19 protein-coding genes and 3 pseudogenes are annotated in these 23,049 nt (G+C 67.8%); 16 read left to right on the top strand and 6 right to left on the bottom strand.

The window, feature by feature from the left end; genetic code table 11:
* Positions 1 to 19 precede the first annotated feature (19 nt).
* The 3 genes and pseudogenes from ACQ858_RS20900 to ACQ858_RS20890 form a co-directional block, all read left to right on the top strand.
* Positions 20 to 109: pseudogene (locus tag ACQ858_RS20900) on the top strand (hypothetical protein); the annotation flags it as partial.
* 325 nt (positions 110 to 434) lie between these two features.
* Complete coding sequence (locus tag ACQ858_RS20895) at positions 435 to 962, top strand: hypothetical protein (protein ID WP_431276947.1); 528 nt, start codon at positions 435 to 437, stop codon at positions 960 to 962.
* A 327-nt stretch (positions 963 to 1,289) separates the two neighbouring features.
* Positions 1,290 to 2,789: a hemagglutinin repeat-containing protein gene (locus tag ACQ858_RS20890; RefSeq protein ID WP_431274443.1), complete on the top strand. Its 1,500-nt coding sequence runs from the start codon at positions 1,290 to 1,292 to the stop codon at positions 2,787 to 2,789.
* On the opposite strand, the pseudogene ACQ858_RS20885 reads toward ACQ858_RS20890, so the two are convergent.
* The 6 genes and pseudogenes from ACQ858_RS20885 to ACQ858_RS20860 form a co-directional block, all read right to left on the bottom strand.
* Positions 2,773 to 3,971 (bottom strand): annotated as a pseudogene (locus ACQ858_RS20885) (ATP-binding protein). The gene ACQ858_RS20890 and the pseudogene ACQ858_RS20885 sit on opposite strands and share 17 nt — an antisense overlap.
* Before the next feature lie 133 nt (positions 3,972 to 4,104).
* Complete coding sequence (locus tag ACQ858_RS20880) at positions 4,105 to 4,818, bottom strand: response regulator (protein ID WP_431274442.1); 714 nt, start codon at positions 4,816 to 4,818, stop codon at positions 4,105 to 4,107.
* A 104-nt stretch (positions 4,819 to 4,922) separates the two neighbouring features.
* Positions 4,923 to 6,551 carry an NAD(P)/FAD-dependent oxidoreductase gene (locus tag ACQ858_RS20875; protein ID WP_431274441.1) on the bottom strand — a complete coding sequence of 543 codons (1,629 nt, stop codon included), beginning with the start codon at positions 6,549 to 6,551 and terminating at the stop codon, positions 4,923 to 4,925.
* Between the two features lie 7 nt (positions 6,552 to 6,558).
* A complete protein-coding gene (locus tag ACQ858_RS20870; protein WP_431274440.1) occupies positions 6,559 to 7,365 on the bottom strand; it encodes a beta-ketoacyl synthase chain length factor in 807 nt (268 codons plus the stop codon).
* Positions 7,362 to 8,555 (bottom strand): beta-ketoacyl-[acyl-carrier-protein] synthase family protein, encoded by a 1,194-nt coding sequence (locus ACQ858_RS20865; protein WP_431274439.1) that lies wholly within the window; start codon positions 8,553 to 8,555, stop codon positions 7,362 to 7,364. The genes ACQ858_RS20870 and ACQ858_RS20865 overlap by 4 nt, the downstream gene beginning before the upstream one ends.
* 101 nt (positions 8,556 to 8,656) lie before the next feature.
* Positions 8,657 to 10,009, bottom strand: a complete 1,353-nt coding sequence (locus tag ACQ858_RS20860) for an AmpG family muropeptide MFS transporter (protein ID WP_431276913.1) — start codon at positions 10,007 to 10,009, stop codon at positions 8,657 to 8,659.
* A gap of 159 nt (positions 10,010 to 10,168) precedes the next feature.
* On the opposite strand from ACQ858_RS20860, the gene atzF reads away from it, so the two are divergent.
* The 13 genes and pseudogenes from atzF to ACQ858_RS20795 all read left to right on the top strand — a co-directional run bounded on the left by atzF (position 10,169) and on the right by ACQ858_RS20795 (position 23,049).
* Positions 10,169 to 11,869 carry an allophanate hydrolase gene (gene atzF / locus ACQ858_RS20855; RefSeq protein WP_431274438.1) on the top strand — a complete coding sequence of 567 codons (1,701 nt, stop codon included), beginning with the start codon at positions 10,169 to 10,171 and terminating at the stop codon, positions 11,867 to 11,869.
* A 129-nt stretch (positions 11,870 to 11,998) separates the two neighbouring features.
* Complete coding sequence (locus ACQ858_RS20850) at positions 11,999 to 12,919, top strand: ABC transporter substrate-binding protein (protein ID WP_431274437.1); 921 nt, start codon at positions 11,999 to 12,001, stop codon at positions 12,917 to 12,919.
* A 4-nt stretch (positions 12,920 to 12,923) separates the two neighbouring features.
* Entirely contained in the window at positions 12,924 to 13,736 is an 813-nt protein-coding gene (locus ACQ858_RS20845) for an ABC transporter permease (protein ID WP_431274436.1), read from the top strand.
* Entirely contained in the window at positions 13,733 to 14,563 is an 831-nt protein-coding gene (locus ACQ858_RS20840) for an ABC transporter ATP-binding protein (protein ID WP_431274435.1), read from the top strand. Before ACQ858_RS20845 ends, ACQ858_RS20840 begins: the two co-directional genes overlap by 4 nt.
* 12 nt (positions 14,564 to 14,575) lie before the next feature.
* Positions 14,576 to 14,782, top strand: a complete 207-nt coding sequence (locus tag ACQ858_RS20835; RefSeq protein ID WP_431274434.1) for a DUF4089 domain-containing protein — start codon at positions 14,576 to 14,578, stop codon at positions 14,780 to 14,782.
* Entirely contained in the window at positions 14,779 to 16,203 is a 1,425-nt protein-coding gene (locus ACQ858_RS20830; protein WP_431274433.1) for an AtzE family amidohydrolase, read from the top strand. The genes ACQ858_RS20835 and ACQ858_RS20830 overlap by 4 nt, the downstream gene beginning before the upstream one ends.
* 11 nt (positions 16,204 to 16,214) lie before the next feature.
* A complete protein-coding gene (gene hpxZ, locus ACQ858_RS20825; RefSeq protein WP_431274432.1) occupies positions 16,215 to 16,595 on the top strand; it encodes an oxalurate catabolism protein HpxZ in 381 nt (126 codons plus the stop codon).
* A 109-nt stretch (positions 16,596 to 16,704) separates the two neighbouring features.
* Complete coding sequence (locus ACQ858_RS20820; RefSeq protein ID WP_431274431.1) at positions 16,705 to 17,820, top strand: BMP family ABC transporter substrate-binding protein; 1,116 nt, start codon at positions 16,705 to 16,707, stop codon at positions 17,818 to 17,820.
* A 140-nt stretch (positions 17,821 to 17,960) separates the two neighbouring features.
* Positions 17,961 to 19,046, top strand: coding sequence for an ABC transporter permease (locus tag ACQ858_RS20815; protein ID WP_431274430.1), 1,086 nt, complete (start codon positions 17,961 to 17,963; stop codon positions 19,044 to 19,046).
* A gap of 55 nt (positions 19,047 to 19,101) precedes the next feature.
* Entirely contained in the window at positions 19,102 to 20,022 is a 921-nt protein-coding gene (locus ACQ858_RS20810) for an ABC transporter permease (protein WP_431274429.1), read from the top strand.
* A gap of 5 nt (positions 20,023 to 20,027) precedes the next feature.
* Positions 20,028 to 20,726: a biuret amidohydrolase gene (gene biuH / locus ACQ858_RS20805; RefSeq protein WP_431274428.1), complete on the top strand. Its 699-nt coding sequence runs from the start codon at positions 20,028 to 20,030 to the stop codon at positions 20,724 to 20,726.
* Positions 20,727 to 20,742: 16 nt separating this feature from the next.
* Positions 20,743 to 22,367, top strand: a pseudogene (locus ACQ858_RS20800) (ABC transporter ATP-binding protein).
* A 16-nt stretch (positions 22,368 to 22,383) separates the two neighbouring features.
* On the top strand, positions 22,384 to 23,049 hold the full coding sequence (locus ACQ858_RS20795; RefSeq protein WP_431274427.1) for a cysteine hydrolase family protein: 666 nt from the start codon (positions 22,384 to 22,386) through the stop codon (positions 23,047 to 23,049).

The raw sequence follows: 23,049 nt of genomic DNA, 5'->3' as shown, positions 1-23,049 counted from the left end.
GAATGCCTTGCTCGACACGGTGGCCGCCCAGGGAGCGAATGCCATCGGCGATCTAACCATGGGTGGGGCACTCAACGATCTCACGAACAAGATTGCTCACGCGATTGCCGGCTGTGCCGTGGGCGCAGCTCGAACGGATGGAAGCTGCGCGGCGGGGGCCCTTGGTGCCGCGATTGGAGAACTGGCGGCAGAAGGGTATGGCCTGCACGACGACACGGTCCAATTCGCCGCGATGTTGGCAGGCATCGCTGGCGCGATTGCCGGTCTGGATGCGGAGCAGATCAATCTCGCCAGTCAGGCGGGGGCCAATGCGGCAGCGAACAACTATCTCAGCCATTCGCCCTTCCCGGACGTCCGTAGCCTCGTGGCAAAGGAGAATGCGCGCCTGACTGCGGCGTGCGAGCCCAATTGCACTGCAGAGGACTTCCAGCGCATTGATCAGCAAGCTGCGGCAGTGGAAAAAGCAGCCAACTTGGCGGGAAGTTGCGAAACGTGGCGTGATCACGCCAGATCAGGCGCAACAATTGGCGCAAACGCTGTTGGAACTCGCACCGGTCTACGGCACGGCCGAATCGGCGCTGCAACTGATCACGGGCAAGAGTAGCCTCACTGGCGATGACGCCAACCGCATCTTGGCTGCCGTCGGATTGGTGCCGATTGCAGGGGGCATTGTGCGCAAGGTCGGTGAGCCGGTGGTAGAGACTTTAACGTCTCTATTGCGGGCGATGGATGGTCCCGTTTTCAAGACTACGCACTACGCTGCACGTCTCGAAGCTGCGGGAGTAAACGTAGCACGCGCTGAAGCCGCAGTTGCCAAAGAGGTGGCGGCAATGCGGCAAAACATGGAGCTTGGCTCGGGCGTGAGCGGGCGAATGATAGTTGACGGCGTTCAGATCGAATACCGCGTCCGCATGCTCGCGGACGGTAGCGCAAACGTAGGTACCATTTTTCCAGTGAAGTAGATATGAGTATGAGACCGATATCTGACAACGAAATGCAGCTAATCGCACGAATTGCTGAGAAGCTCACTCCTGATGAGCGCACTCAGCTACTCGCTGATGCAAGGGACTCGACCGTCGAATCCGCGGTTGCCGATGAGTCTCGACTCATTTTTCATATCGCGGGCTATCGACGCCCCCATCCGGAGGGCAGCATCCATATGGCGCTGAAGGCACCATCCTCGACGGAGACTCGGCGGAATTGGAGGTTTTGTTGTTCGCAGACGAGGGCGGAAGACTACTCGAACTTGAGTTTGTTCGTTATGACCCGGGAGACTTAGTTGGCCCCCAGTGGGACACGCTAAAAGTGTATTGACGCGTCTCGACCAATCTCGATGTCCGAGCCACCGTGATGCGGACGGGGACATCAAAATCACCTCCGGGCAGGCGCGCGACAGCGGCAGCTTTTCGGCGGAGTGGACCGACAAGGGCCTGACAAAGAAGACCGAGAACACCGTCAGCGGCGAATTCGCCAACAGCACCAGCGTGGGCAGCAGCTTCTCGGGCAACGTGGTGTCGATGACGGCGAACAATGACATCACCATCGAAGGCTCGCACATCAGCGGCACCAAGGGCGTGCTGATCGATGCCGGCCGAAACCTCACCGTCGTCGAAGGGCGCGACACCCGCAGCGCATCGGTGGACAGCGAAAAGAAGACCAAGGCCCTCAACCTCGCCACCGGCGTGCCCTATGGCGAGAAGAGCCAGACCGGCCTTCAGGTGCAGACCGACAACGCCTCGGCCAGCACCATCACCAGCACCGAAGGCGGCGTGCTGCTCCAGGGCGGTGGCAACGTCTTCCTGCAAGGCGTGCAAGTCGATGCCGCCAAGGACATCAACATCAGCGGCGGCAACGTCACCATCCAGGCGGCCACCAACCGCCAGACCGTGACCGGCACCCACAGCGAGCGCGTCACCGGCATGGGGCCGAAGCAGGTCGTCCTGCTCGACGCCGCCAAGGGCATCAATGCCAAGCAAGGCATTGAAACCACCATCGAGGACACCCGCCTCACGCGCAGCACGCTCAACGGGGCCAACGTCAACATCACCGCCAAGGACACCCTGGCGATGGCCGGCACCACGGTCAACACCGAAGGCAAGTTGAGCCTGAACGCCGACACGCTCGTCCTGGGCACCCAGAGCACCGAGCACGGCACCCAGGAGACCAGCCAGGGCCGCGATGTGGTCTACCAGAAGAACAAGGACAAGGGCACGCAGGACCAGACCACCGAATACAACCAGCTCAACGCCGGCAGCCTGGAGATCAACGCCAACCAGATCAAGGCTGGGCTCGGGGCGAGAGACAGCATCGAGCAACTGGCGCAGCAGCCCGGCATGGGCTGGATCGAACAGATCAACAACGATCCGAACCTGCAAGGAAAGATCGACTGGCAGCGCGTGGAGGAAGCCCACAAGAACTGGGACCACACCCAGCAGGGATTGACGCCCGAAGGGGCCGTGATCGTGAAGGTGGTGGTCGCCTATCTCACCTGGGGTGCGGCCATGGGCGCTGGTGAAGCCGTGGGCCAAGCGCTCTCGGCGCAAGGTGTCGCGGTGCTTGGCGAAGGCGCGTTTGTTGCAGCCGGAGGAATGACTGCCTCCAGCGTGGTGAGCAGGTTGAGGCCAAAAAACGACAGTTTTCCCAATGAGCGCTGTGTTTTTGGCTTTATCTTCACGAAGCCCCTGCCGGGGGCAACACCAGTGGCCCGGCGGAGCCGTTTCCACGGTGTTTCGCGAAGGGGCCTGGCTGTGCCGGCCCTTTGGGGGCTCGTCGTCAGTGGGGGAGCGTGATTACGAAGCTGGCGCCGCCACCCGGACGATCTTCACAGCGGACGCTGCCGCCGTGGCGTTCGGTGATCGACTTGACCAGCGAGAGGCCGAGGCCGACGCCGCCGTTGCGTTCGCTCGCGCCGGGCAGGCGGTAGAAGGGCTCGAAGATGCGTTCGCGCAGGACGGCGGGCACGCCGGGGCCGCGATCGCTGACGCGGATCTCGGCGGCACCGCCGCGGCTCGTGAGTTCGACGCAGGTTTCGCCCGCGCCGTAGCGGCGGGCGTTTTCGAGCAGGTTGCGAATCGCGCGGCGCAGCAGGCGCGGCACGCCGCGCACCGTGAGCGCGTCGCTGTGGGTGCCTTCGCTCACTTCGAGGTCGGCGTCGAGCCGCGCGCATTCCTCGGCAGCGAGGCCGGTGAGGTCCACCGCCTCGACCGTGCCCATGTCCGCTTCCTTCGCATCGAGCCGGCTGGCCAGCAGGATCTCGTCGATCAACTGGTCGAGCTCGGCGATGTTGCGCGAGATCTCCTCGCGCACGGCCGCGCTGGGGCGTTCGCCGCCCATCAGTTCGAGGCCCATGCGGATGCGCGCGAGCGGCGAGCGCAGTTCGTGCGAGGCGTTGGCGAGCAGCGACTTGTGCGAGCGCACGAGTTCCTCGATGCGGGAGGCCGCGAGGTTGAAGCGCTTCGACAGATCGGCGACTTCGTCCTGCCCGTCTTCGACAACGCGCATCGAGAGGTCGCCTTCGCCCCAGCGCTGAACGCCGCGCTGCAGTTCTTCGAGCCGCTTGGTGAGCCTGCGCACGATCGGATAGACGCCCAGTGCGACGGCGATGCCGATCAGCGCCACCATCCATCCGAGCCCGAACGGCGTGCGCCACGGCGCGAGGCCCGGCCCGCCGGGACCGCCCGGGCCGCCTTGGGCCCGGGGGCGACGCGCAGGGTGATGTTGCGTCCGTCACCCAGATCGACGTCGAAGTCGAGGCCCTGCCCCGGCACGCGCAGGGCCTTGCCGCGCCCGATGGGGCGATCCTGATCGTCGAGCACCACGACGTCGCGCGGCACCGGGGCCAGCCGCTCACGCTCGTACTCGGCGGCCTCGCGCACGATCCAGTTGGCCGTCAGCGTCAGGATGAAGACGCCGGCCACGACCGCGAGCCAGATGCGGACGTAGAGATGCTTGCGATAGAGCTTGATGAACATATCAGTGCTTGATCAGGCAGCGCGGCCAAGCCCAGGAATCCCGCGGAACCGGCTTTGCCGGGCCGCTGGGATTGCCCCCGGAGAGGGGTGCCCGAGCCACACGAAGTGGGCGAGGCTGGGGGTGAGCGTCATTTCAGTCTTGCTGCTTGGCGAACACGTACCCGACGCCGCGCACCGTGAGGATGCGCTTCGGGTTCTTGGCGTCGGCCTCGATCGCGGCGCGGATGCGGCCCATGTGCACGTCGATCGATCGGTCGAAGGCTTCGAGCTCGCGGCCGCGCACGGCTTCCATGATCTGGTCGCGCGTGAGCACGCGGCCGGCGCGCTCGGCCATCGCGGTGAGCAGGTCGAACTGGTAGGAGGTGAGGTCCGCAAGCTCGCCGCCGACCGTGACGCTGCGCGCGTTGCGGTCGATCTCGAGCGAGCCGAAGCGCATCACCGAAGGCGCGGTCGCATCGGCCGCGTTTTCGCCGCGGCGGCGCAGCACCGCGCGGATGCGGGCGAGCAGTTCGCGCGGCTCGAAGGGCTTGGGCAGGTAGTCGTCGGCGCCGATCTCCAGGCCGATGATGCGGTCCATCGGATCGCCCTTGGCGGTGAGCATCAGCACCGAGACCTTGGCGAGCCCGTTGGGCAGCGCGCGGATGCGGCGGCAGATTTCGAGGCCGTCGGTGTCCGGCAGCATCAGGTCGAGGATGACCAGGTCGGGCGTGCGCTGCTGCAGCATCTCGAGACCGGTTGCGCCGTCGGCGGCGTGGCTGAAGCCGAAACCCGACTGGGTCAGGTATTCACCCACCATCTGCGCGAGGCGGGTGTCGTCTTCGATCATCAGGAGTTGGGGCGTGCTCATCGTTCTATTCCCTCCACGGGACGGCATGTTGCAAGGTTCGCCGCCGGCCGCCAAGCGGGCTTGAACGCAACGTAAAGTTCGGTAAACGTCTCTCGCCGGATATTTCAGGCCGGCGCGAAAAGCATCGGTTCGCGCGGGCTGTCGCCGATGGCTGCCACCGGTCGCTCTTCGAGCACGGCGCGCAGCCTGCCGGCTTCCAGCGCGGGATGGTCGAACATGGCGCGTTCGAGGATTTCGGTCGCGAGCAGATCCAGCCGCTGCGCCGAATCCTTCAGCCGCTTGACGAAGGCGCGGTCGTCGAGCCGGTCCGTGAGACTGCGGTTCAGTTCGGCGAACCAGGGCAGCGCGGCATGGTCGAGCAGCACCGGCGGATTGCGACGGCCGCTCACCGCCGACCACGCGCGCAGGAAATCCTGCACAGCGAAGTTCAATCGCTGGCAATGCAGCAGGTCGTTGCGCACTTGGCCGAGCAGCGCCAGATCGGTGAGCCGTTGCTGGAAGAAGATCTGCGACAGCACGCCCCAGTAGTAGGTGTAGTCCCAGATCACCTTGACCGGCAGTACCTCCGGATCGCCGAAGAGCGCGTACTGGTCGGTGTAGAGCGCCAGCGTGCTTTCGTAGAACGAGTGGTAGATCTGGTCGTAGAGCCCGGCCCGCGCTTCGAGTGCGAGTCCCTTGCGATCGCGCGCGATCAGGTCGGCGATGTAGGTGTTGGCGATCGCGATGAAGTCGCTGCCCGGCGAATAGAACGGATCGAGGAAGAGCCCCGCCTCGCCGGCGAGCGCCCAGCGCTCGGCCGAGAAGACCTGCTTGCAGCCGTAGGAGAAGCGCCGGAAGAAGGCGAAGTCCTGGAGCAGATGGCGCTTGCCGTCGAGGTCGTCGAAAAGACGCGGCTGCCACGTGCGCAGCCACTGCATCGCCTTGTCGAAGCTGTCCATCTTCTCGAGCGGATGCAGGCGCGGGTCCGCCACGATGCCGACGGAATGCGATCCCGAGGCCAGCGGGATCAGCCACACCCAGTAGCCCGCGCCGACCAGATGGTTGGTCGAGAGCCAGCGCGCCTGCGGTTCGCAGCGCGTGCGCCGAGCCGGGTCGTCGGACCACTCGTCGATCGTGATGCGATCGCCGATGCGGAACCAGACCGCATTGCATTCATGCGCGTTCGGCTGCGCGAGGCCGAGCTTGCGCTTGAGCATGCCGGCCCGCCCGCAGGCATCGACCAGCCAGCGCGCGTGCAGCGCGCGGGTCTCGCCGTCGCGCGCGCATTCGATCAGATGCGGCGATCGCGCGTCTCCGGCCAGCTCGATGCGGCGCACCGTCGCGCCGTCGATGAACTGCACGCCGCGGCGCGCGGCCTCTTCGGCGAGGTAGTTCTCGAAGATGCCGCGGTCGATCTGGTAGCTGGGGACCGAGAGGTAGCGGCTGGCGCCGATCTCGGTCACCGCATCGATGTCGCGCCGCCCTTCGCTGAAGAAGAAACGGAAGCCGAACTTGCGCAATTGCGCGCCCCGCATGTGCGGCCCGAGGCCGAGCACCGTGTCGAAATAGTGCGCGCCGATCTCCACCGACGATTCGCCCACCTTGTGCGCCGCATGCGGCACCGGATGGCTCCGGCGCTCCAGCACCACCACGTCGATGTCGGCGAACTGCTGCCTGAGCTGCAGCCCGAGCGTGAGCCCGGCCAGCCCGCCGCCCATGATCACGACGTCGTGACGGGCAGCGGTGGCGGTCATGGCGATCTCAGCAGGGTTGCAGTGCGAGCTGCAGCGAGAGCTTGTCCGACAGCGGCAGGCGCAGCGATTCGGCGTCGCCGCGCGCCAGTGCTTCGAATACGGGCAGCGCATCGGCCATCGCGTTGCCGTCGAGGGCGCGCGCGGCATCGGTCCGCAGCGGTGTGGCGGTCGCGGGGCCGGGCGCGAGCGACCAGTCGACCGAGGCCACGGAGCGCTCGCTGCGTTCCGGGGCGATGACCATCGCGACCGCCAGCAGGCCGCGGCTTTTCGTCACCGAGGCGAGCGCACCCACGGCCGGCATGTCGTAGCCCACGAGCAGCACCGGGCGCTCGTCGGCCGCGCACTGCGCCGCCGCTTCGAGCAAGGCGGATGCGAAGGTGCTTTCGTAAGCCGTGAGCGAATTGCTCGCGGCCATGCAGCCGGTGCCGATGGTCCAGTAGCCCACGGCCGCGTTGTGCACCGAGTTGTGGAACTTGATCGGCGACAGCAGCTTCGGGTCGGCCGCGAGCGTGCTGCACATGTAGTCGTTGATGCCGAGGTCGCCGTGCGCCGAGGCGAACACGCACGGCAGGTCGGCCGGGTCGCGGTCCGCGCTGGCGACCGCAGCCGCCGCGACTTCGAGCGACAGGGCCACGGTGTCGGGCGCGCGGCGGCGCTCGGCGGGCGCCAGCAGCTGCGGCGAGGGCCGCTTGGCCGGCGGATCGACGGGCTGCGCCTCGCCGCGGAAGACGGCGCGCGCGACCTCCCAGCCGGGCAGCGTGGGCGCCCAGAAAGCCGGTCCTTCGATGTAGACGGTGGGGGTCTTCACGCTCATGCCGAGGCTCCCTTGCCAAAGACCAGCGAGCAGTTGTTGCCGCCGAAGCCAAACGAGTTGCTCAAGGCGTAGCGCACTTCGCCGTGCGCCGGCTGCAGCTTGATCTGCGGGCCGCATTCGGCATCGAGCGTGGTGGTGTTGACGGTGCCGGGCTTGAGGCCCGTCTCGATCGCGAGCAGGCTGATCACCGCTTCGACGATGCCCGCCGCGCCCAGCGTGTGGCCGGTGAAGCCCTTGGTCGAGCTGGCGTGCGTGGTCGGCGGAAAGCGTCGGGCGACCAGTGCGCCTTCCACTTCGTCGTTCTTGGTGCTCGCGGTGCCGTGCATGTTGATGTAGTCGATGTCCTCGGGTTGGAGGCCGGCGCGCGCGAGCGCGTCGTCGAGCGCCCGTTCGGCGCCCAGCCCCTCGGGATGCGGGGTGGACATGTGGTGCGCGTCGCTGGCCTCGCCGTAGCCCAGCAGTTCGAGCGGGCCCTCGCCGCGTTCGAGCAGCGCGAAGCCCGCAGCTTCGCCGAGGCTGATGCCGTTGCGGGCCGCATCGAAAGGCCGGCACGGTTCGGGCGACACCAGTTCGAGCGAGTTGAAGCCGAAGAGCACGCTGCCGCACAGCGTGTCGACACCGCCGACCACGGCCGCATCGACCAGCCCGAGGCGGATCAGGCGCTCGGCCGACGCGAACACCTTGCCGCTGGACGAGCAGGCCGTGGAGATCGTCTCCGCCGGCCCTTCGAGGCCGAGCGCCTCCTGCACGAACAGGGTCAGCGAATGCGGCGTGTGCACCTTGGGCCGGCGCTGGTGGGCCGGGAAAGCGCCGTTGTCGAGCTCGGTGTAGGCCGCTTCGGTCTCGCCGATGCTGGAGGTCGATGTGCCGAGGATCAGCGCGATGCGGTCCGCGCCATAACGCTTCCGTGCGGCGGCCACGGCCTCGATGAAGCCGTCGGCCTGCAGGCCGAGCCAGGCGAGCCGGTTGTTGCGGCAATCCCAGCCTGCGAGTTCGTCCGGCAGCCGGAGTTCTTCGAGGCCCTCGACGCGCCCGATCCAGGTCGGCAGCGGCGTGGGGCCGAAATCATTGGCGCGCAGGCCGCTTTTCGATTGTTCGAGCGCTGCAAGAAGTGCGCCCTTACCCACGCCCACCGACGACGTGGCGGTGAAGGCGCTGACTCGCAGGGGAGGTATGCGTGAAGGTGACACGATGAAAGAAAGTGTGCAAATGCGCTTCGGCGCGAAGCCTGAAAGCCTAACAGCTACCGGTGATTCGCATGCAACCGTCCGTTCCGGCGAACGGGCACGGATCAGGTGGCGGCAGGGTCGGGCGCCTTGTCCTTGTCCTTGTCTTGGTCCTTGCCCTTCGCCGTGCCGTTGGTGTACGACCGCGACGCCAGCGCGACCAGGAACAGCACCGGCACGCCCAGCGCCGCGGTGCCGATGAAGAAGGCCTGGTAGCCATAGGCATCCACGAACACGCCCGAATACCCGGCGATGAACTTGGGCAGCAACAGCATGAGCGAACTGAACAGCGCGTACTGCGTGGCCGAATAGCTCACGTTCGTCAGGCTCGACAGATAGGCGATGAAGGCTGCCGAGGCGATGCCGCCGGCCAGGTTGTCGGCCGACACCACCAGCACCAGCGCCGTGAGGTCGTGGCCGCGCGTGGCAAGCCCGGCGAACAGCAGGTTGCTTGCCGCACTCAGCACCGCGCCGAGCATCAGCACGCGCATCACGCCGAGCCGCATCGACAGCACGCCCCCGACGAAGGCGCCGGCCAGCGTCATCACCACGCCGTAGATCTTGCTGACGGTGGCGACCTCGTCCTTGGTGAAGCCCATGTCGACGTAGAACGGGTTGGCCATGATGCCCATCACCACGTCGCTGATGCGGTAGATCGCGATCAGCGCGAGGATCAGTGCCGCCTGCCACCTGTAGCGGCGGATGAAGTCCGCAAAGGGTTCGACCAGCACGCTTTCGAGCCACTCCCCCGCGCTCCGGGGACTGGGCAATGCGGCGCGCACCGGTTCGGGCGACAGCAGCACGGTGATCACGCCCACCGCCATCGAGCCGGCCATCACGAGATAGGCGAACTTCCATGCACCGTTCTGGTAGCCGGCAAGGCCCGGCACCTCGGCCCACGCCGCGATCCACAGCACGCCGGCGCCCGCCCAGATCATCGCGAGGCGGTAGCCCGTCTGGTAGGCGGCGGCCAGCGCGGCCTGCTTGCGCGCGGCGGCGGATTCGATGCGGAAGGCGTCGAGCGCGATGTCCTGCGTGGCCGAGCCGAAAGCCACCAGCACCGCGCACCAGACCAGCGGCGGCAGGCCCTCGCGCGGATCGTTGAAGGCCATGCCGCAGAGGCCCGCGATCACCGTGAACTGCGCGATCAGCAGCCATCCGCGCCGCCGGCCCAGGAGGGTGGTGAACGGCGGCACCGGCAAGCGGTCCACCAGCGGCGCCCACGCCCACTTGAAGCCGTAGGCGAGGCCGACCCAGCTCAGGAAGCCGATGGTGGTGCGATCGATGCCCGCCTCGCGGAGGCGGAAGCTCAGCGTGCCCAGCACCAGCAGCAGCGGCAGGCCCGCCGAGAAGCCCAGCGCGAGCATGCGCAGCGTGGCGGGTTCGAGATAGACCTTCAGCGCGTCGCGCCAGGGCAGGGAAGGGGGGCTTCGGCAGCCGGTGGTGCGGACATCGGGCGGGTGTTGTGCAGAGGCCTCCCATTATTCCCGCTTGCGCCGGGGTGTCCCGCCGTCGATGTGCGTTTGTGCGTTGGCATACCGCTTGCAAGGCATCTTGTACACAAGACGGGATGCTTAATGATGGTGCACCAGCAAACGGATGACGCAGCCGGGCCAGCGTGGATCACGCGGCTCGCCTTCCCCGTGAAGACGACTGCGAACGGCCCCCTGGCGGGATTGCGTTTCGCGGCCAAGGACAACATCGACGTGGCCGGCGTGCCGACCACGGCCGCCTGCCCGGCCTTTGCGCACACGCCGGCGGCGCACGCATCGGTGGTGCAGCGGCTGCTCGACGCCGGTGCGCAGCTGCTCGGCAAGACCAATCTGGACCAGTTCGCCTGCGGCCTCAATGGCACGCGCTCGCCCTACGGCGCGGTGCCGAACAGCTTCGATGCGCGCTACGTCTCGGGCGGCTCCAGCTCGGGTTCGGCCGTTGTGGTCGCCAAGGGCGAGGCCGACTTCTCGCTCGGCACCGACACCGCAGGCTCCGGCCGCGTGCCGGCGGGGCTCAACAACATCGTCGGCATCAAGCCGTCGCGTGGCTCGGTGAGCGCGCGCGGCGTGGTGCCGGCGGCGCAGAGCGTGGATTGCGTGTCGATCTTCGCCCGCACCGTCGATGTCGCGGCGCGGGTGCTTCAGGTCGCGATGGGCTTCGACGCGGGCGACCCGTATTCGCGCAGCCTTGCGCTCGCCACGCAGCCGCTGCCGGCGAGCTTCCGCTTCGGCGTGCCGTCGGTGTTGCGCTTCTTCGGCGACGAACAGGCGCAGAAGGCCTTCGCGCGCGCGATCGAGCAGATGCGCGCGCTGGGCGGCACGCCGGTCGAGATCGACTACGCGCCCCTCGCCGAAGCGGCCGCGCTGCTCTACGACAGTGCGCTGGTGGCCGAGCGCTACGCCGCGGTGCGCGAGTTCTTCGATGCGCACGAAGCCGAAGTGATCGAACCGGTGCGCGGCATCCTCGCGCAAGGTCGCAGCTACAGCGCCGCCGACTTCGTGGAGGCGCGCGTGAAGTTGCAGGCGCTGGGCCAGCGCGCCGCGGCGCTGTGGGACGGGATCGACGTGCTGCTGGTGCCGACCGCGCCGACGCACTACACGATCGAAGCGATGCAGGCCGACCCGGTCGCCCTGAACCGCAACCTCGGCGAGTACACGAACTTCGTCAACCTGCTCGACTACGCCGCGATCTCGGTGCCCGCGAGCATCCGCCAGGACGGCCTGCCCTTCGGCATCACGCTCATCGGCCCCTGTGGCAGCGACTTCCAGCTGGCCGAACTCGGGCAGCGCTTTCACCATGCCACCGGCCTGACGCTCGGCGCGACCGGCGAGCCGATGCCGGCACCGCAGCAACTGCCGCTGCCGATCGTCACTCCGTCGCCGACCGTGCACGTTGCCCTGGTCGGCGCGCACCTGTCCGGCATGCCGCTCAACGGCCAACTGATCGAACGCGGTGCGCGGCTGCTGCGCGCGACGCACACGGCGCCGCAGTACCGCCTCTATGCGTTGCCCGGCACGGTCCCGCCCAAGCCCGGGCTGCTGCGCGTGCCCTCGGGCGAAGGCGCAGCGATCTCGGTCGAAATCTGGGAGATGCCGCTTGCGCATTACGGCAGCTTCGTCGCCCTCATTCCGGCGCCGCTCGGCATCGGAAGCCTGACCCTTGCCGACGGTACCAGCGTGCAGGGCTTTCTCTGCGAAGCGCTGGCCGTGCAGGGCGCGGAAGACATCACGCACCACGGCGGATGGCGTGCCTACATCGCATCGCGCAGCGCGCAGCCCGCCTGACACCTCGTATCCAACCTCGAACTCCCTGGAGTACCCCATGGCTCTCATCGACACCCCCTCACTCTCCAGACGCCGGCTTCGCGCCGCCGCGCGCTCCAGGCCGGCGCGGCCGGAATCGCCGCGCTCGCGGTGCCGGCGCTGGTGCGCGCGCAGGCGACGCCCAAGATCCGCATCGGCTACTGGCCCATCGCGGCGGGACTGCCTTTCTATGCGGCGGTGGAACAGGGCTACTTCAAGAGCGCCGGGCTCGATGTCGAGGTGCAGCGCTTCGCGGGCGCGCAGCAGATCATGGAAGCGATGCTCTCCGACCGCTGCGACGGCAGCGCCAACGGCACCGGTTCGGCCAACATCGCGATCGGCGAGATCGCCGCGCCGGGCAGCTTCAAGATCTTCTGCTCCAACCCGAGCAACGCGAAGAACGTGCTCGACCAGATGCTGGTGCCCGCGGCCAGCACCGCCAAGACCATGGCCGACCTCAAGGGCAAGCGCGTGGCCTCGGGACCGGGTATCCAGAACGTGACGCTCGCCAAGACCATCCTCGAGCGTGGCGGCGCGACCGGCGCGACCGTCGTCGAGCTGCCGATCGGCCAGCATGTCGCGTCGCTCGCGGCGGGGCAGGTCGATGGCTGCTACACGCTGGAGCCGACCGGCACCATCGGCCGCCTGAACGGCAGCACCCGCGTGCTCGAAGCCGGCGTGATCGCGAAGTACGTGCTCGGCGATCCGATGGCGCCGTGGTTCGGCGGCTCGGCCTCGCTCACCTCCGCGTTCATCAAGAAGAACCCCGAGGCCGCGAAGAAGTTCATCGCCGCGTACGGCCAGGGCGTGGCCTTCGTGCGCAGCAAGCCCGCCGAAGCGCGCCAGTACCTCAAGGGCTACACCGCCATCGAAGGCCCGCTCACCGCCGAAGTGCCGCTGGCGGCCTACACGATGTACAACGAGTTCACGCCGGCGGACGTCGCCTACTTCCAGAAATTCTTCGACCTGTTCTCGGAAAAGGGCATCTTCTCGTCGCGCCTGATGGTCGACACGATGCTCTACAAGGGGTGATGCGATGAGCGCCACGCCCTGGGCCGCGCCCGCCGCATCGCCAACCACCGCGCCGCCGCGGGGATCACACTGGGGCAAGGCGCTGCCCTTCATCGGCCCGGTGGTGCTCTTCATCGTGTGGGACCTCGCGGTGCGCCTCGGCTTCATCAAGGCAATCCTGCTGCCGATGCCCTCGGACACCATTGCCACGCTGCTCACCGGCCTGGCGGGCGGTCCGCTCCTGACCGATTTCGCGGTCACGGTGTGGCGCACCTTGCAGGCCTTCCTGATCGCGGCGGTGGTCGGCGTGCCGCTGGGCGTGCTGCTCGGCAGCAACGAGAAGGCGTATCGCAGCGTCGAGTTCCTGATCGACTTCTTCCGCTCCACGCCGTCGTCGGCGCTGATCCCGCTGTTCCTGATGATCTTCGGCGTCTCGGATGTCAACAAGGTCGCGATCGCCGCCTTCGGCGCCATGCTCATCGTGGTCTTCAACAGCGCCTACGGGGTGATGAACGCGCGCAAGCAGCGCGTGATGGCCGCGAAGGTGATGGGCGCGTCGCGCTGGCAGATCTTCCGCGACGTGCTGGTGTGGGAGAGCCTGCAGCCCAGCTTCGTCGGCCTGCGCTCGGCGGTCTCGATGGCGCTGGTGATCGTGATCGTGGCCGAGATGTTCATCGGCTCCGACAGCGGCCTGGGCCACCGCATCATCAACTCGCAGCAGGTGATGAACGTGAAGGACATGTACGCCTCGATCCTCGCGGCCGGCGCGCTGGGCTATGCGCTGAACATCCTCTTCCTTGTGGCCGAGCGCCGCATCGTGCACTGGAGCGGACGATGAGAACCGAAGGCAACGTCATCAACGGGCCGGTCTACGCCGATGTGCCGACGCCGGCCTTCCAGCCGGGGCCGGCGGGCACCCACATCACAATCCGCGGGCTCACCAAGTACTTCGCGGGCTGGCCGCTGTACGAGAACTTCGACCTCGACATCCCGAAGCGCAAGATCGTCTCGGTCTTCGGCCCCAACGGCTGCGGCAAGTCCACGCTCATCAACATGATCGCGGGGCTGATCCCGATCGATTCGGGCGAGATCCTGTTCGACGGCAAGTCGCTCAAGGACACCAAGATCGGCTACGTGTTCCAGAACTACCGCGAGGCGATGTTCCCGTGGATGCGGACCATCGACAACATCGCCTATCCGCTCAAGCTCGAAGGTCGCTCGAAGGCGGAAGTCGACCGGCGCATGCAGGAGCTCGTGGCGTCGTTCGACGTGAAGTTCGACCTCAATCGCTATCCCTACGAGCTCTCGGGCGGGCAGCAGCAGACGGCCTCGATCATGCGGGCGCTGGCGCCGAACCCGGAGGTGCTGTTCCTTGACGAGCCATTCTCCGCACTCGATTTCGAGATGACGCTCTTCATCCGCGAGAAGCTGCAGGAAGTCTTCATGCAGACCGGCACCACGATGCTGCTGGTGTCGCATGACCTCGAGGAGGCGGTCTATCTCGCGGACCAGGTGCTGCTCCTGACGAAGCGGCCGACCCAGGTGGCCGAGATCCTCGACTACCGCGACGCGCGCCCGCGCACGCTCGAAACCCTGAGCTCGGCGAGCTTCGTGGCGATGAAGAAACTCAGCCTGGAAATATTCCAGCGCGAGGTCCGGCGCTGAATGGAGGACGCGATGACACCCGCCCAGATCGAAGCCTATGTTGACGCGACTTCCGCTGCACTCGGCCTGCGGCTTCGGCCCGACCACCGGGCGGGTGTCGTCCGCTACGTCGCGCTTGCGGCGGAATTCGCCGCGGTCGTCGATGCGGTGCCGCTCGCGCCGCACCACGAATCCGCGGTCGCCTTCTCGCCGGTGGTGCCGAGGGAGAAAGAGCAATGAACGCTGCCGACATCGTGCGCAAGGACGCGACCTCGATGGCCGAGGCGGTGCGTTCCGGCGTGGTGAGTGCCGTCGCGCTCGTGCAGGCGAGCCTCGACCGCATCGCCGCGACCGACGTGCGTGTGAATGCATTCACCGACGTGGTCCGCGAGAGGGCGTTGCGGCGCGCGTCGCAGATCGACGCATCGCTCGCGTCGGACAAGGGGGCACGCACGCGCGAACTGCCGTTGCTGGGTGTGCCCTTCGCGGTGAAGAACCTCTTCGACATCGCCGGCCTGCCGACGCTCGCGGGCTCAAAGATCGAGCGCGAGGCCACGCCGGCGCGCAGCGATGCGGCACTCGTGCGCCGGCTGGAGCGTGCCGGCGCGGTGCTGGTCGGCGCACTCAACATGGATGAATACGCCTACGGATTCACCACCGAGAACAGCCATGTCGGCGCGGTGCACAACCCGCATGACCTGTCGCGCATTGCCGGCGGTTCGTCCGGTGGCTCGGGCGCGGCGGTGGCGGCGGGGCAGGTGCCGATCACGCTCGGCTCGGACACCAACGGATCGATCCGCGTGCCCGCATCGCTGTGCGGCGTGTTCGGGCTCAAGCCGACCTTCGGCCGCCTGCCGCGCACCGGCAGCTATCCCTTCGTCTCGAGCCTCGACCACCTCGGCCCGTTCGCGCGCTCGGTGCGTGATCTCGCGGCGGCCTACGACGCGATGCAAGGCCCCGAGACCTCGGGGCCGCACGATCCCGGATGTGCGCAGCGGAGCATCGAGCTCGCCTCGCCCGCGCTCGGACATGGCCTGCATGGGGTTCGCGTCGGGGTGCTCGGCGGCTGGTTCCGCGAACGCGCGCAGCCCGAGGCGATCACCGCGGTCGATTCCGTTGCGCAGGCCCTGGGTGCGAACCACACGGTGGAACTCCCGCTGGTCGAGGCCGGGCGCGCGGCCGCCTTCCTCATCACCAACGCGGAGGGCGCGGCGCTGCATCTGCCGGACCTGCGCACGCGCCCGCAGGACTTCGAACCGCTGTCGCGCGACCGCTTTCTCGCGGGCGCACTGCTGCCGGCCGCGTGGGTCGCGCGTGCGCAGCGCGTGCGGCGCCTCTATGCGGAGCAGGTGGCGCGTCTCTTCGAGCGTTTCGACATCCTGCTTGCACCCGCCACACCTTGCGTCGCGACGCCGATCGGCGCCGAATGGTTCGAGCTCCATGGCCAGCGCCTGCCGGTGCGCCCCAACCTGGGCGTGCTGACGCAGCCCATTTCGTGCATCGGCCTGCCGGTGTGCGCGGTGCCGGTGTGGGGCGCGCACCCCAGCCTGCCGGTCGGCGTGCAGGTGATCGCCGCGCCGTGGCGCGAAGACCTGGTGCTGCGCGTCGCCGCGGCGCTCGAATCGGCCGGCGTCGCGCAGGCGCCTGTCGCACCGCTTTGAAGGCCGGAACCATGACACCCCTGATCAATCTCCCCGAGGTCGTGGCCGAAGTCACCGCTGCCTTCGACCGCTACGAAGACGCGCTGGTAAACAACAAGGTCGAGGTGCTCGACGAGCTGTTCTGGGCCAGCCCGCACACCCTGCGCTACGGCGCGACCGAAAACCTCTACGGCTATGCCGAGATCCAGGCATTCCGCGCCGCGCGCCCGGCGCAGGGGCTCGCGCGCGAGATCCTGCGCACCGTGATCACCACCTACGGCCTCGACTTCGCGACCGCCAACATCGAATTCCGCCGCGACGGAAGCACAAGGACGGGGCGTCAGAGCCAGACCTGGATGCGCACCGCCCAAGGCTGGCGCGTGGTGGCCGCGCACGTGAGCCTTCTGGGGTGATTCCGACCCCATTTCGGTTCATTGCCGTTGGTACGGTTTATGCACACCAACTTGTATCCAAGTTAGGCCTCAACGCCCCTCCGATCCTTCACTTCCAGGAGCCTGCACCATGAGCCAGTTCAATCGCCGTGATTCCCTCAAGTCCCTTGCAGCACTCGCGTCGGCCACGACGCTCGGTGGCTGGAGTGCGCTCGCGCGTGCGCAAAAGCCGATGACGGTGGGCGTGATCTACGTCGGCCCGCGCGACGACTACGGCTACAACCAGGCCCACGCGCAGGCGGCCGCCGAGCTCAAGAAGATGCCCGGCATCAAGGTGGTCGAGGAAGAGAACGTGCCGGAGACCGCGGCCGTGCAGAAGACGATGACCGGCATGATCGCGCAGGACGGCGCGTCGCTGCTCTTCCCGACCTCGTTCGGCTACTTCGACCCGCACATCCTCGCGGTCGCCCCGAAGTACCCCGACGTGCGCTTCTCGCACTGCGGCGGCCTGTGGACCGAAGGCAAGCATCCGAAGAACGTCGGCAGCTTCTTCGGCTACATCGACGAGTGCCAGTATCTCAACGGCGTGGTCGCCGGGCACATGACCAAGAGCAACAAGATCGCCTTTGTCGCCGCCAAGCCGATTCCGCAGGTGCTGCGCAACATCAACGCCTTCACGATGGGCGCGCGCTCGGTCAAGCCGAACATCACCTGCAGCGTGATCTTCACCGGCGACTGGTCGATGGCCGTGAAGGAGGCGGAAGCCACCAACAGCCTCGCCGACCAGGGCTGCGATGTGTTCACGATGCACGTCGACGGCCCGAAGGTGGTGGTCGAGACCGCCGCCAAGCGCGGCAAGATGGTCTGCGGCTACCACGCGAGCCAGGCCAAGCTCGCGCCGGCTGCGTACCTCACCGGCGCCGAATGGAACTGGCTCACCGCCTACAAGACCATCATCGAAGCGGCGCAGACCGGCAAGCCGCACCCGAACTTCCTGCGCGGCGGCCTCAAGGAAGGCTACGTGAAGATGTCGCCCTACGGCTCGATGGTGACCGACGCGGCGAAGAAGAACGCCGACGACATCAAGGCCAAGATGCTCGCCGGAACCTTCGACATCTTCCAGGGCCCGCTCAAGGACAACAAGGGCAATGTCGTGATCGCGGCCGGCAAGACGCTCAAGCAGACCGATCTCGAGCTGGAGAAGATGAACTACCTGGTCGAAGGCGTCGTCGGTTCCGTGGGTTGACATGGCTCACCCCCAGGCTGCGCGCACTTCGTGTCGCTTCGCCAACCCCTCACCGGGGGCGATACCGGCGGCCCGGCCAAGCCGGTTCCGCGGTATCCCTGGCGAAGACCGGAACGTCTGGACTGAACGGAGAAGCACCGATGCGAAACACCCTTCGCGAGATCGCCCTGCCGGTGTTCGCCATCGCGGCGGCGCTGCTGCTGTTCGGCGTGTTCGTCTGGTTCGCCGGCGTCAGCCCGGTGGATGTGTGGGTCATCCTCTTCAAGGGTGCGTTCGGCGACTGGTTCTCATGGCAGAACACCTTGCAGCGCGCGGCGCCGCTGATGCTCACCGCGCTGTGCGTGGCGATTCCCGCACGCGCGGGGCTGGTGATCATCGGTGGTGAAGGCGCGCTGGTGCTGGGCGGACTGGCGTGCGCTGCCTTGCCCTACGTGATGCCGCTGCCGGCCAACATCGCAGGCACCTTCGCGCTGTGCGTGGCGGGTGCGCTCGCGGGTGCGGCATGGATTGCGCTTGCGGGCTGGCTGCGCCAGTACCGTGGGATCAACGAGACCATCAGCAGCCTGCTGCTTGCGTATGTGGCGATCGGCTTCTTCAAGCACTTCGTCGAAGGTGCGCTGCGCGACCCGGCGAGTCTCAACAAGCCGGCCACGCGGTCGTTCGCGGAGGGCCTCGGCATCGGCGGCATCGGGGGCTCGGATGTGCACTGGGGGCTGGTGATCGGCGTGGTTGCGTGCATCGCTTCGGGGCTGTGGCTGCGCTTCACCGCCTCGGGCTTTTCGGTGCGCGTGGTCGGCGGTAATCCGCGCACTGCGCAACTGGTCGGGTTGCCGGCCAATCGATTGATCCTTGCGGCGTGCGGCCTCGGCGGCGCATGCGCGGGTGTCGCCGGTGCAGTCGAGGTGGCGGCGGTGCACACCAACGCCAACGCTTCGCTGATCGCGGGCTACGGCTATGCGGGCATCCTGGTGTCCTTCATCGCCCGCCACAACCCCGTCGCGATCATTCCGGTGGCAATCCTCTTCGGGGGATTCGGTGCGGCCGGCAGCCTGCTGCAACGGCGGCTCGGCTTGCCGGATGCGTCGGTGCTGGTGCTGCAGGGCATCGCCTTCGTGCTGATCCTCGCGAGCGAAGGGCTGCGCATGGTCGACTGGAAGGGGCTGGTCAAGAGCCGCGCGCCGGCCGCGCCGCGCGGTCCCGTCATCGCGACGGAGGTCACGCCATGAGACGCCGGGCCGCCCCAAGGCGAATACCGCAGCGCTGCTGCGCGGAGGTTACCCAATGACGGCCGAGCAGTGGATCGCGCTCGTCGCCGCGATCGTCGGCGGCGCCCTGCGCGTCGGGGCGCCCTTTCTCTTCGTGAGCCTCGGCGAATGCCTGACCGAGAAATCGGGCCGCATCAACCTGGGCCTCGAAGGCGTTCTGGTGCTGTCGGCGATGGCGTCGTTCGGCGGCGCGTGGCTCACGGATTCGGCCTGGCTCGGCGCGCTGATCGGCGCCGTTGTGGGCGCGATGCTCGCGCTGCTGCATGGACTCCTGTGTTCGCTGGATCGCGTGAACGACGTCGCGACAGGCATCGCCCTGATGCTGTTCGGCACCGGCCTCGCGTTCTATCTCGGCAAGCCGCTGATCCAGCCGCAGGCGCCGCAACTGCCGGCCATTCCGCTGGGCAACTGGAGCGACAACCCGGTGATCCGCGCGGCGCTCCAGGTCAACGCCTTGGTGCCGGTCGGCATCGCACTCGCGGTGCTCCTTTGGTGGGGCTTCGAGCGCACGCGCATCGGCCTCCTGGTGCGCATGGCGGGCGATTCGGCGAACGCGACGCGCGCGCTCGGCTACTCGGTGTCGGGGCTGCGCATTGCGGCGACGACCGCGGGCGGCTTCATCGCCGGGCTCGGCGGCGCATCGCTCACGCTCTTCTATCCCGGAAGCTGGAACGAAGGCATCTCCAGCGGACAAGGTCTCATCGCGGTCGCGCTGGTGATCTTTGCGCGCTGGAGCCCGCTGCGCTGCATCGGCGCGGCGCTGCTCTTCGGCGGCGCGGGCGCGATCGGGCCCGCGCTGCAGTCGATCGGGGTGGGCTGGGGCTATCACCTGTTCAACACGGTGCCTTACCTGCTCACGCTCGTGATCCTCGTGCTGACCTGCAAGCCCGGCAAGGTGGCGGTCGGCAGTCCGGGTGAACTGTCTTCCACACGATGAACGCCATGAACACGACACACGTTGCGGCAGAGCCCTATCTCTGGCCCTACAACGGCGCGCTGCGACCGGACAACACCGCGCTGATCGTCATCGACATGCAGACCGACTTCTGCGGCGAAGGCGGCTACGTCGACGTGATGGGCTACGACCTCTCGCTGGTGCAGGCGCCGATCGAGCCGATCCGCCGCACGCTGGCGCAGATGCGGCAACTGGGCTTCCACATCATCCACACGCGCGAAGGCCATCGCCCCGATCTCGCCGACCTGCCGGCGAACAAGCGCTGGCGTTCGCGGCAGATCGGAGCGAACGGCGTGGGCATCGGCGATGCGGGGCCGTGCGGCCGCATCCTCGTGCGCGGCGAACCCGGGTGGGAAATCATCCCCGCGCTCGCGCCGATCGACGGCGAAGTGGTGATCGACAAGCCCGGCAAGGGCTCGTTCTACGCGACCGATCTCGACCTGGTGCTGCACACGCGCGGCGTCCGGAACCTGATCCTCGCGGGCATCACGACCGACGTCTGCGTGCACACCACGATGCGCGACGCGAACGACCGCGGCTTCGAGTGCCTGCTGCTGTCGGACTGCACCGCCGCAACGGACCACGGCAACCATCTGGCGGCGCTGAAGATGATCACGATGCAGGGCGGCGTGTTCGGCGCGCATGCGACCTCCGGCGCCTTGCTCGAAACACTGGCGACGTTCTGAGAAAGGCCCCGGCACCATGATTGCGCCCGTCGATCCGATCCCGCACGCCACCGGCGCGCTCGCGCTGGACACCTACGAGCTCACCAAGCGCTTCGGCAGCTTCACCGCCATGGACCGCGTGACGATGCGGGTCGAGCCCGGCACCGTGCACGCGCTGCTCGGCGAGAACGGTGCGGGCAAGAGCACGCTCGTCAAATGCGTGGCGGGCTACCAGCGCGCCGAGGAGGGCAGCATCCTCATCGACGGCCGCGAGCAGGACATCGCCAACCCGATCGTCGCGCGCGCGCTCGGCATCGGCATGGTCTACCAGCATTTCACGCTCGCGCCGGGCATGACGGTGGCCGAGAACCTGCTCCTGGCCGGCGGCAAGACACCCGCGCTGATCGACTGGAAGCGCAAGCGCGCGGAGCTCACGGACTTTCTCGCGACCACGCCCTTCAGCCTCGACCTGGACATGCGCCCGTCCGAGCTCGCGGCGGGCGAAAAGCAGAAGCTCGAACTGCTCAAGCAGCTTTACTTGAAGCCGCGCCTCCTGATCCTCGACGAGCCGACTTCGGTGCTCACGCCGCAGGAGGCCGACGAAGTGCTCGGCCATGTGCGCGAGTTCGCATTGAGCGGCATGTGCACGGTGCTCATCATCACGCACAAGTTCCGCGAGGTCATGGCCTATGCCGACAGCGTCACGGTGCTGCGTCGCGGCAAGGCGGTGCACCACTGCAAGGTCCCGGAAACCGACCCGTCGCGGCTTGCCGCGGCCATGATGGGTGAGGGCATGGCCGGGGGGAGGGGCCGCCGCCCGAGGGCGACACGCCGCCGGCCCCGGGGCGCGCATGGCATGCGGTGACGCCGACCCGCGCCGATGCACCCATCGCGCTGAAAGTGGAGCGGCTGCGCGCACAAGGCGATCGCGGCACGCTCGCCGTGCATGACCTCAGCCTGGAAGTGCGCAGCGGTGAGATCCTCGGCGTAGCCGGCGTGTCGGGCAACGGCCAGCGCGAGCTGGTCGAGGCGCTGGTCGGCCAGCGTCCGCGCCTCGGTGGCGAGGTCACGGTGATGGGCGAGCCCTACGGCGCGCGGCGCGAGGAGAACCGGCGGCTGAAGGTGCGCAGCCTCCCCGAGGAGCCGCTGCGCAATGCCTGCGTCGGCGATCTCAGCGTGTCGGAAAACATGGCGCTGCGCGACTTCGACCAGCCGCCGCTGGCCTGGAAGGCGAGCGGCGCGGACGTGCTGAACTTTCCGGTCTGGCGGAGCCGCGCGCGCGAGTGGATCGCGGAGTACGGCGTCAAGACCCAGGGCGAGGGTGCGCCGATCCGCAGCCTGTCCGGCGGCAATGTGCAGCGCGCGGTGCTGGCGCGGGAGCTCGCGGGCGACATCAACGTGCTGATCGCTGCGAACCCGGTGTTCGGGCTCGACTTCGCGGCGGTGGCGGAAATCCACGGCCGCATCAAGCAGGTGCGCGCACGCGGCGGCGCGGTGCTGCTCATCAGCGAGGACCTCGACGAGCTGCTCGAAATGGCCGACCGCATCGTCGTGATGAGCGAAGGCCGTGTGGTCTTCGAGACGCCGGCTGCCACCGCCGAGCGCCACGTGCTCGGCGCGCACATGGGCGGCGGGGACCATCACCACGCGGCTGCCGCATAACTCTTCGAGCATCGCCATGCAAATCGACGCCAATCCGTTCGCCTACGAATTCGACCTCGCGAAGACCGCGCTCGTGCTGATCGACATGCAGCGGGATTTCATCGAGCCCGGCGGCTTCGGCGAAACGCTGGGCAACGATGTGTCGCTGCTCGAAGCCATCGTGCCGGCGACGCGCAGGACGCTCGAAGCTCGGCGCCGGGCCGGCGGCCTCGTCGTGCACACGCGCGAGGCGCACAAGCCCGACCTCTCGGACTGCCCGCCGGCCAAGCGCAACCGCGGCAATCCGACCCTGCGCATCGGCGACCCGGGGCCGATGGGCCGCATCCTCGTGATGGGCGAGCCGGGCAACCAGATCATCGAGGCGCTCGCGCCGGCCCTGGGCGAGATCGTGGTCGACAAGCCCGGCAAGGGCGCCTTCTATGCCACCGGACTGCACGAGACGCTCCAGCGGCGCGGCATCACGCACCTCGTCTTCGGCGGCGTGACCACCGAGGTCTGCGTGCAGACCAGCATGCGCGAGGCCAACGACCGCGGCTACGACTGCCTGCTGCTCGAAGATTGCACCGAGAGCTACTTTCCCGCCTTCAAGGCGGCGGCCATCGAGATGATCCGCGCGCAGGGCGCGATCGTCGGGTGGACTGCCGGCAGCGAGGCGCTGCTTGCCGCGCTCGGCAAGCACTAA

The sequence above is a fragment of the Variovorax ureilyticus genome (assembly GCF_050632185.1).
Classification (GTDB): domain Bacteria; phylum Pseudomonadota; class Gammaproteobacteria; order Burkholderiales; family Burkholderiaceae_C; genus Variovorax; species Variovorax ureilyticus_A.
Note: the sequence above shows the minus strand (reverse complement) of the source record. Positions and strands in the feature narration are given on the sequence as shown.

What these genes read in the sequence shown, in the direction of transcription:
- ACQ858_RS20835 (WP_431274434.1), top strand. Translation starts at nt 14,576, where the DNA reads ATGACACCCGCCCAGATCGAAGCCTATGTTGACGCGACTTCCGCTGCA.
- ACQ858_RS20845 (WP_431274436.1), top strand. Translation starts at nt 12,924, where the DNA reads ATGAGCGCCACGCCCTGGGCCGCGCCCGCCGCATCGCCAACCACCGCG.
- ACQ858_RS20875 (WP_431274441.1), bottom strand. Translation starts at nt 6,551, where the DNA reads ATGACCGCCACCGCTGCCCGTCACGACGTCGTGATCATGGGCGGCGGG.
- ACQ858_RS20810 (WP_431274429.1), top strand. Translation starts at nt 19,102, where the DNA reads ATGACGGCCGAGCAGTGGATCGCGCTCGTCGCCGCGATCGTCGGCGGC.
- hpxZ (WP_431274432.1), top strand. Translation starts at nt 16,215, where the DNA reads ATGACACCCCTGATCAATCTCCCCGAGGTCGTGGCCGAAGTCACCGCT.
- ACQ858_RS20840 (WP_431274435.1), top strand. Translation starts at nt 13,733, where the DNA reads ATGAGAACCGAAGGCAACGTCATCAACGGGCCGGTCTACGCCGATGTG.
- ACQ858_RS20880 (WP_431274442.1), bottom strand. Translation starts at nt 4,818, where the DNA reads ATGAGCACGCCCCAACTCCTGATGATCGAAGACGACACCCGCCTCGCG.
- ACQ858_RS20815 (WP_431274430.1), top strand. Translation starts at nt 17,961, where the DNA reads ATGCGAAACACCCTTCGCGAGATCGCCCTGCCGGTGTTCGCCATCGCG.
- atzF (WP_431274438.1), top strand. Translation starts at nt 10,169, where the DNA reads ATGATGGTGCACCAGCAAACGGATGACGCAGCCGGGCCAGCGTGGATC.
- ACQ858_RS20795 (WP_431274427.1), top strand. Translation starts at nt 22,384, where the DNA reads ATGCAAATCGACGCCAATCCGTTCGCCTACGAATTCGACCTCGCGAAG.
- ACQ858_RS20820 (WP_431274431.1), top strand. Translation starts at nt 16,705, where the DNA reads ATGAGCCAGTTCAATCGCCGTGATTCCCTCAAGTCCCTTGCAGCACTC.
- biuH (WP_431274428.1), top strand. Translation starts at nt 20,028, where the DNA reads ATGAACACGACACACGTTGCGGCAGAGCCCTATCTCTGGCCCTACAAC.
- ACQ858_RS20870 (WP_431274440.1), bottom strand. Translation starts at nt 7,365, where the DNA reads ATGAGCGTGAAGACCCCCACCGTCTACATCGAAGGACCGGCTTTCTGG.
- ACQ858_RS20830 (WP_431274433.1), top strand. Translation starts at nt 14,779, where the DNA reads ATGAACGCTGCCGACATCGTGCGCAAGGACGCGACCTCGATGGCCGAG.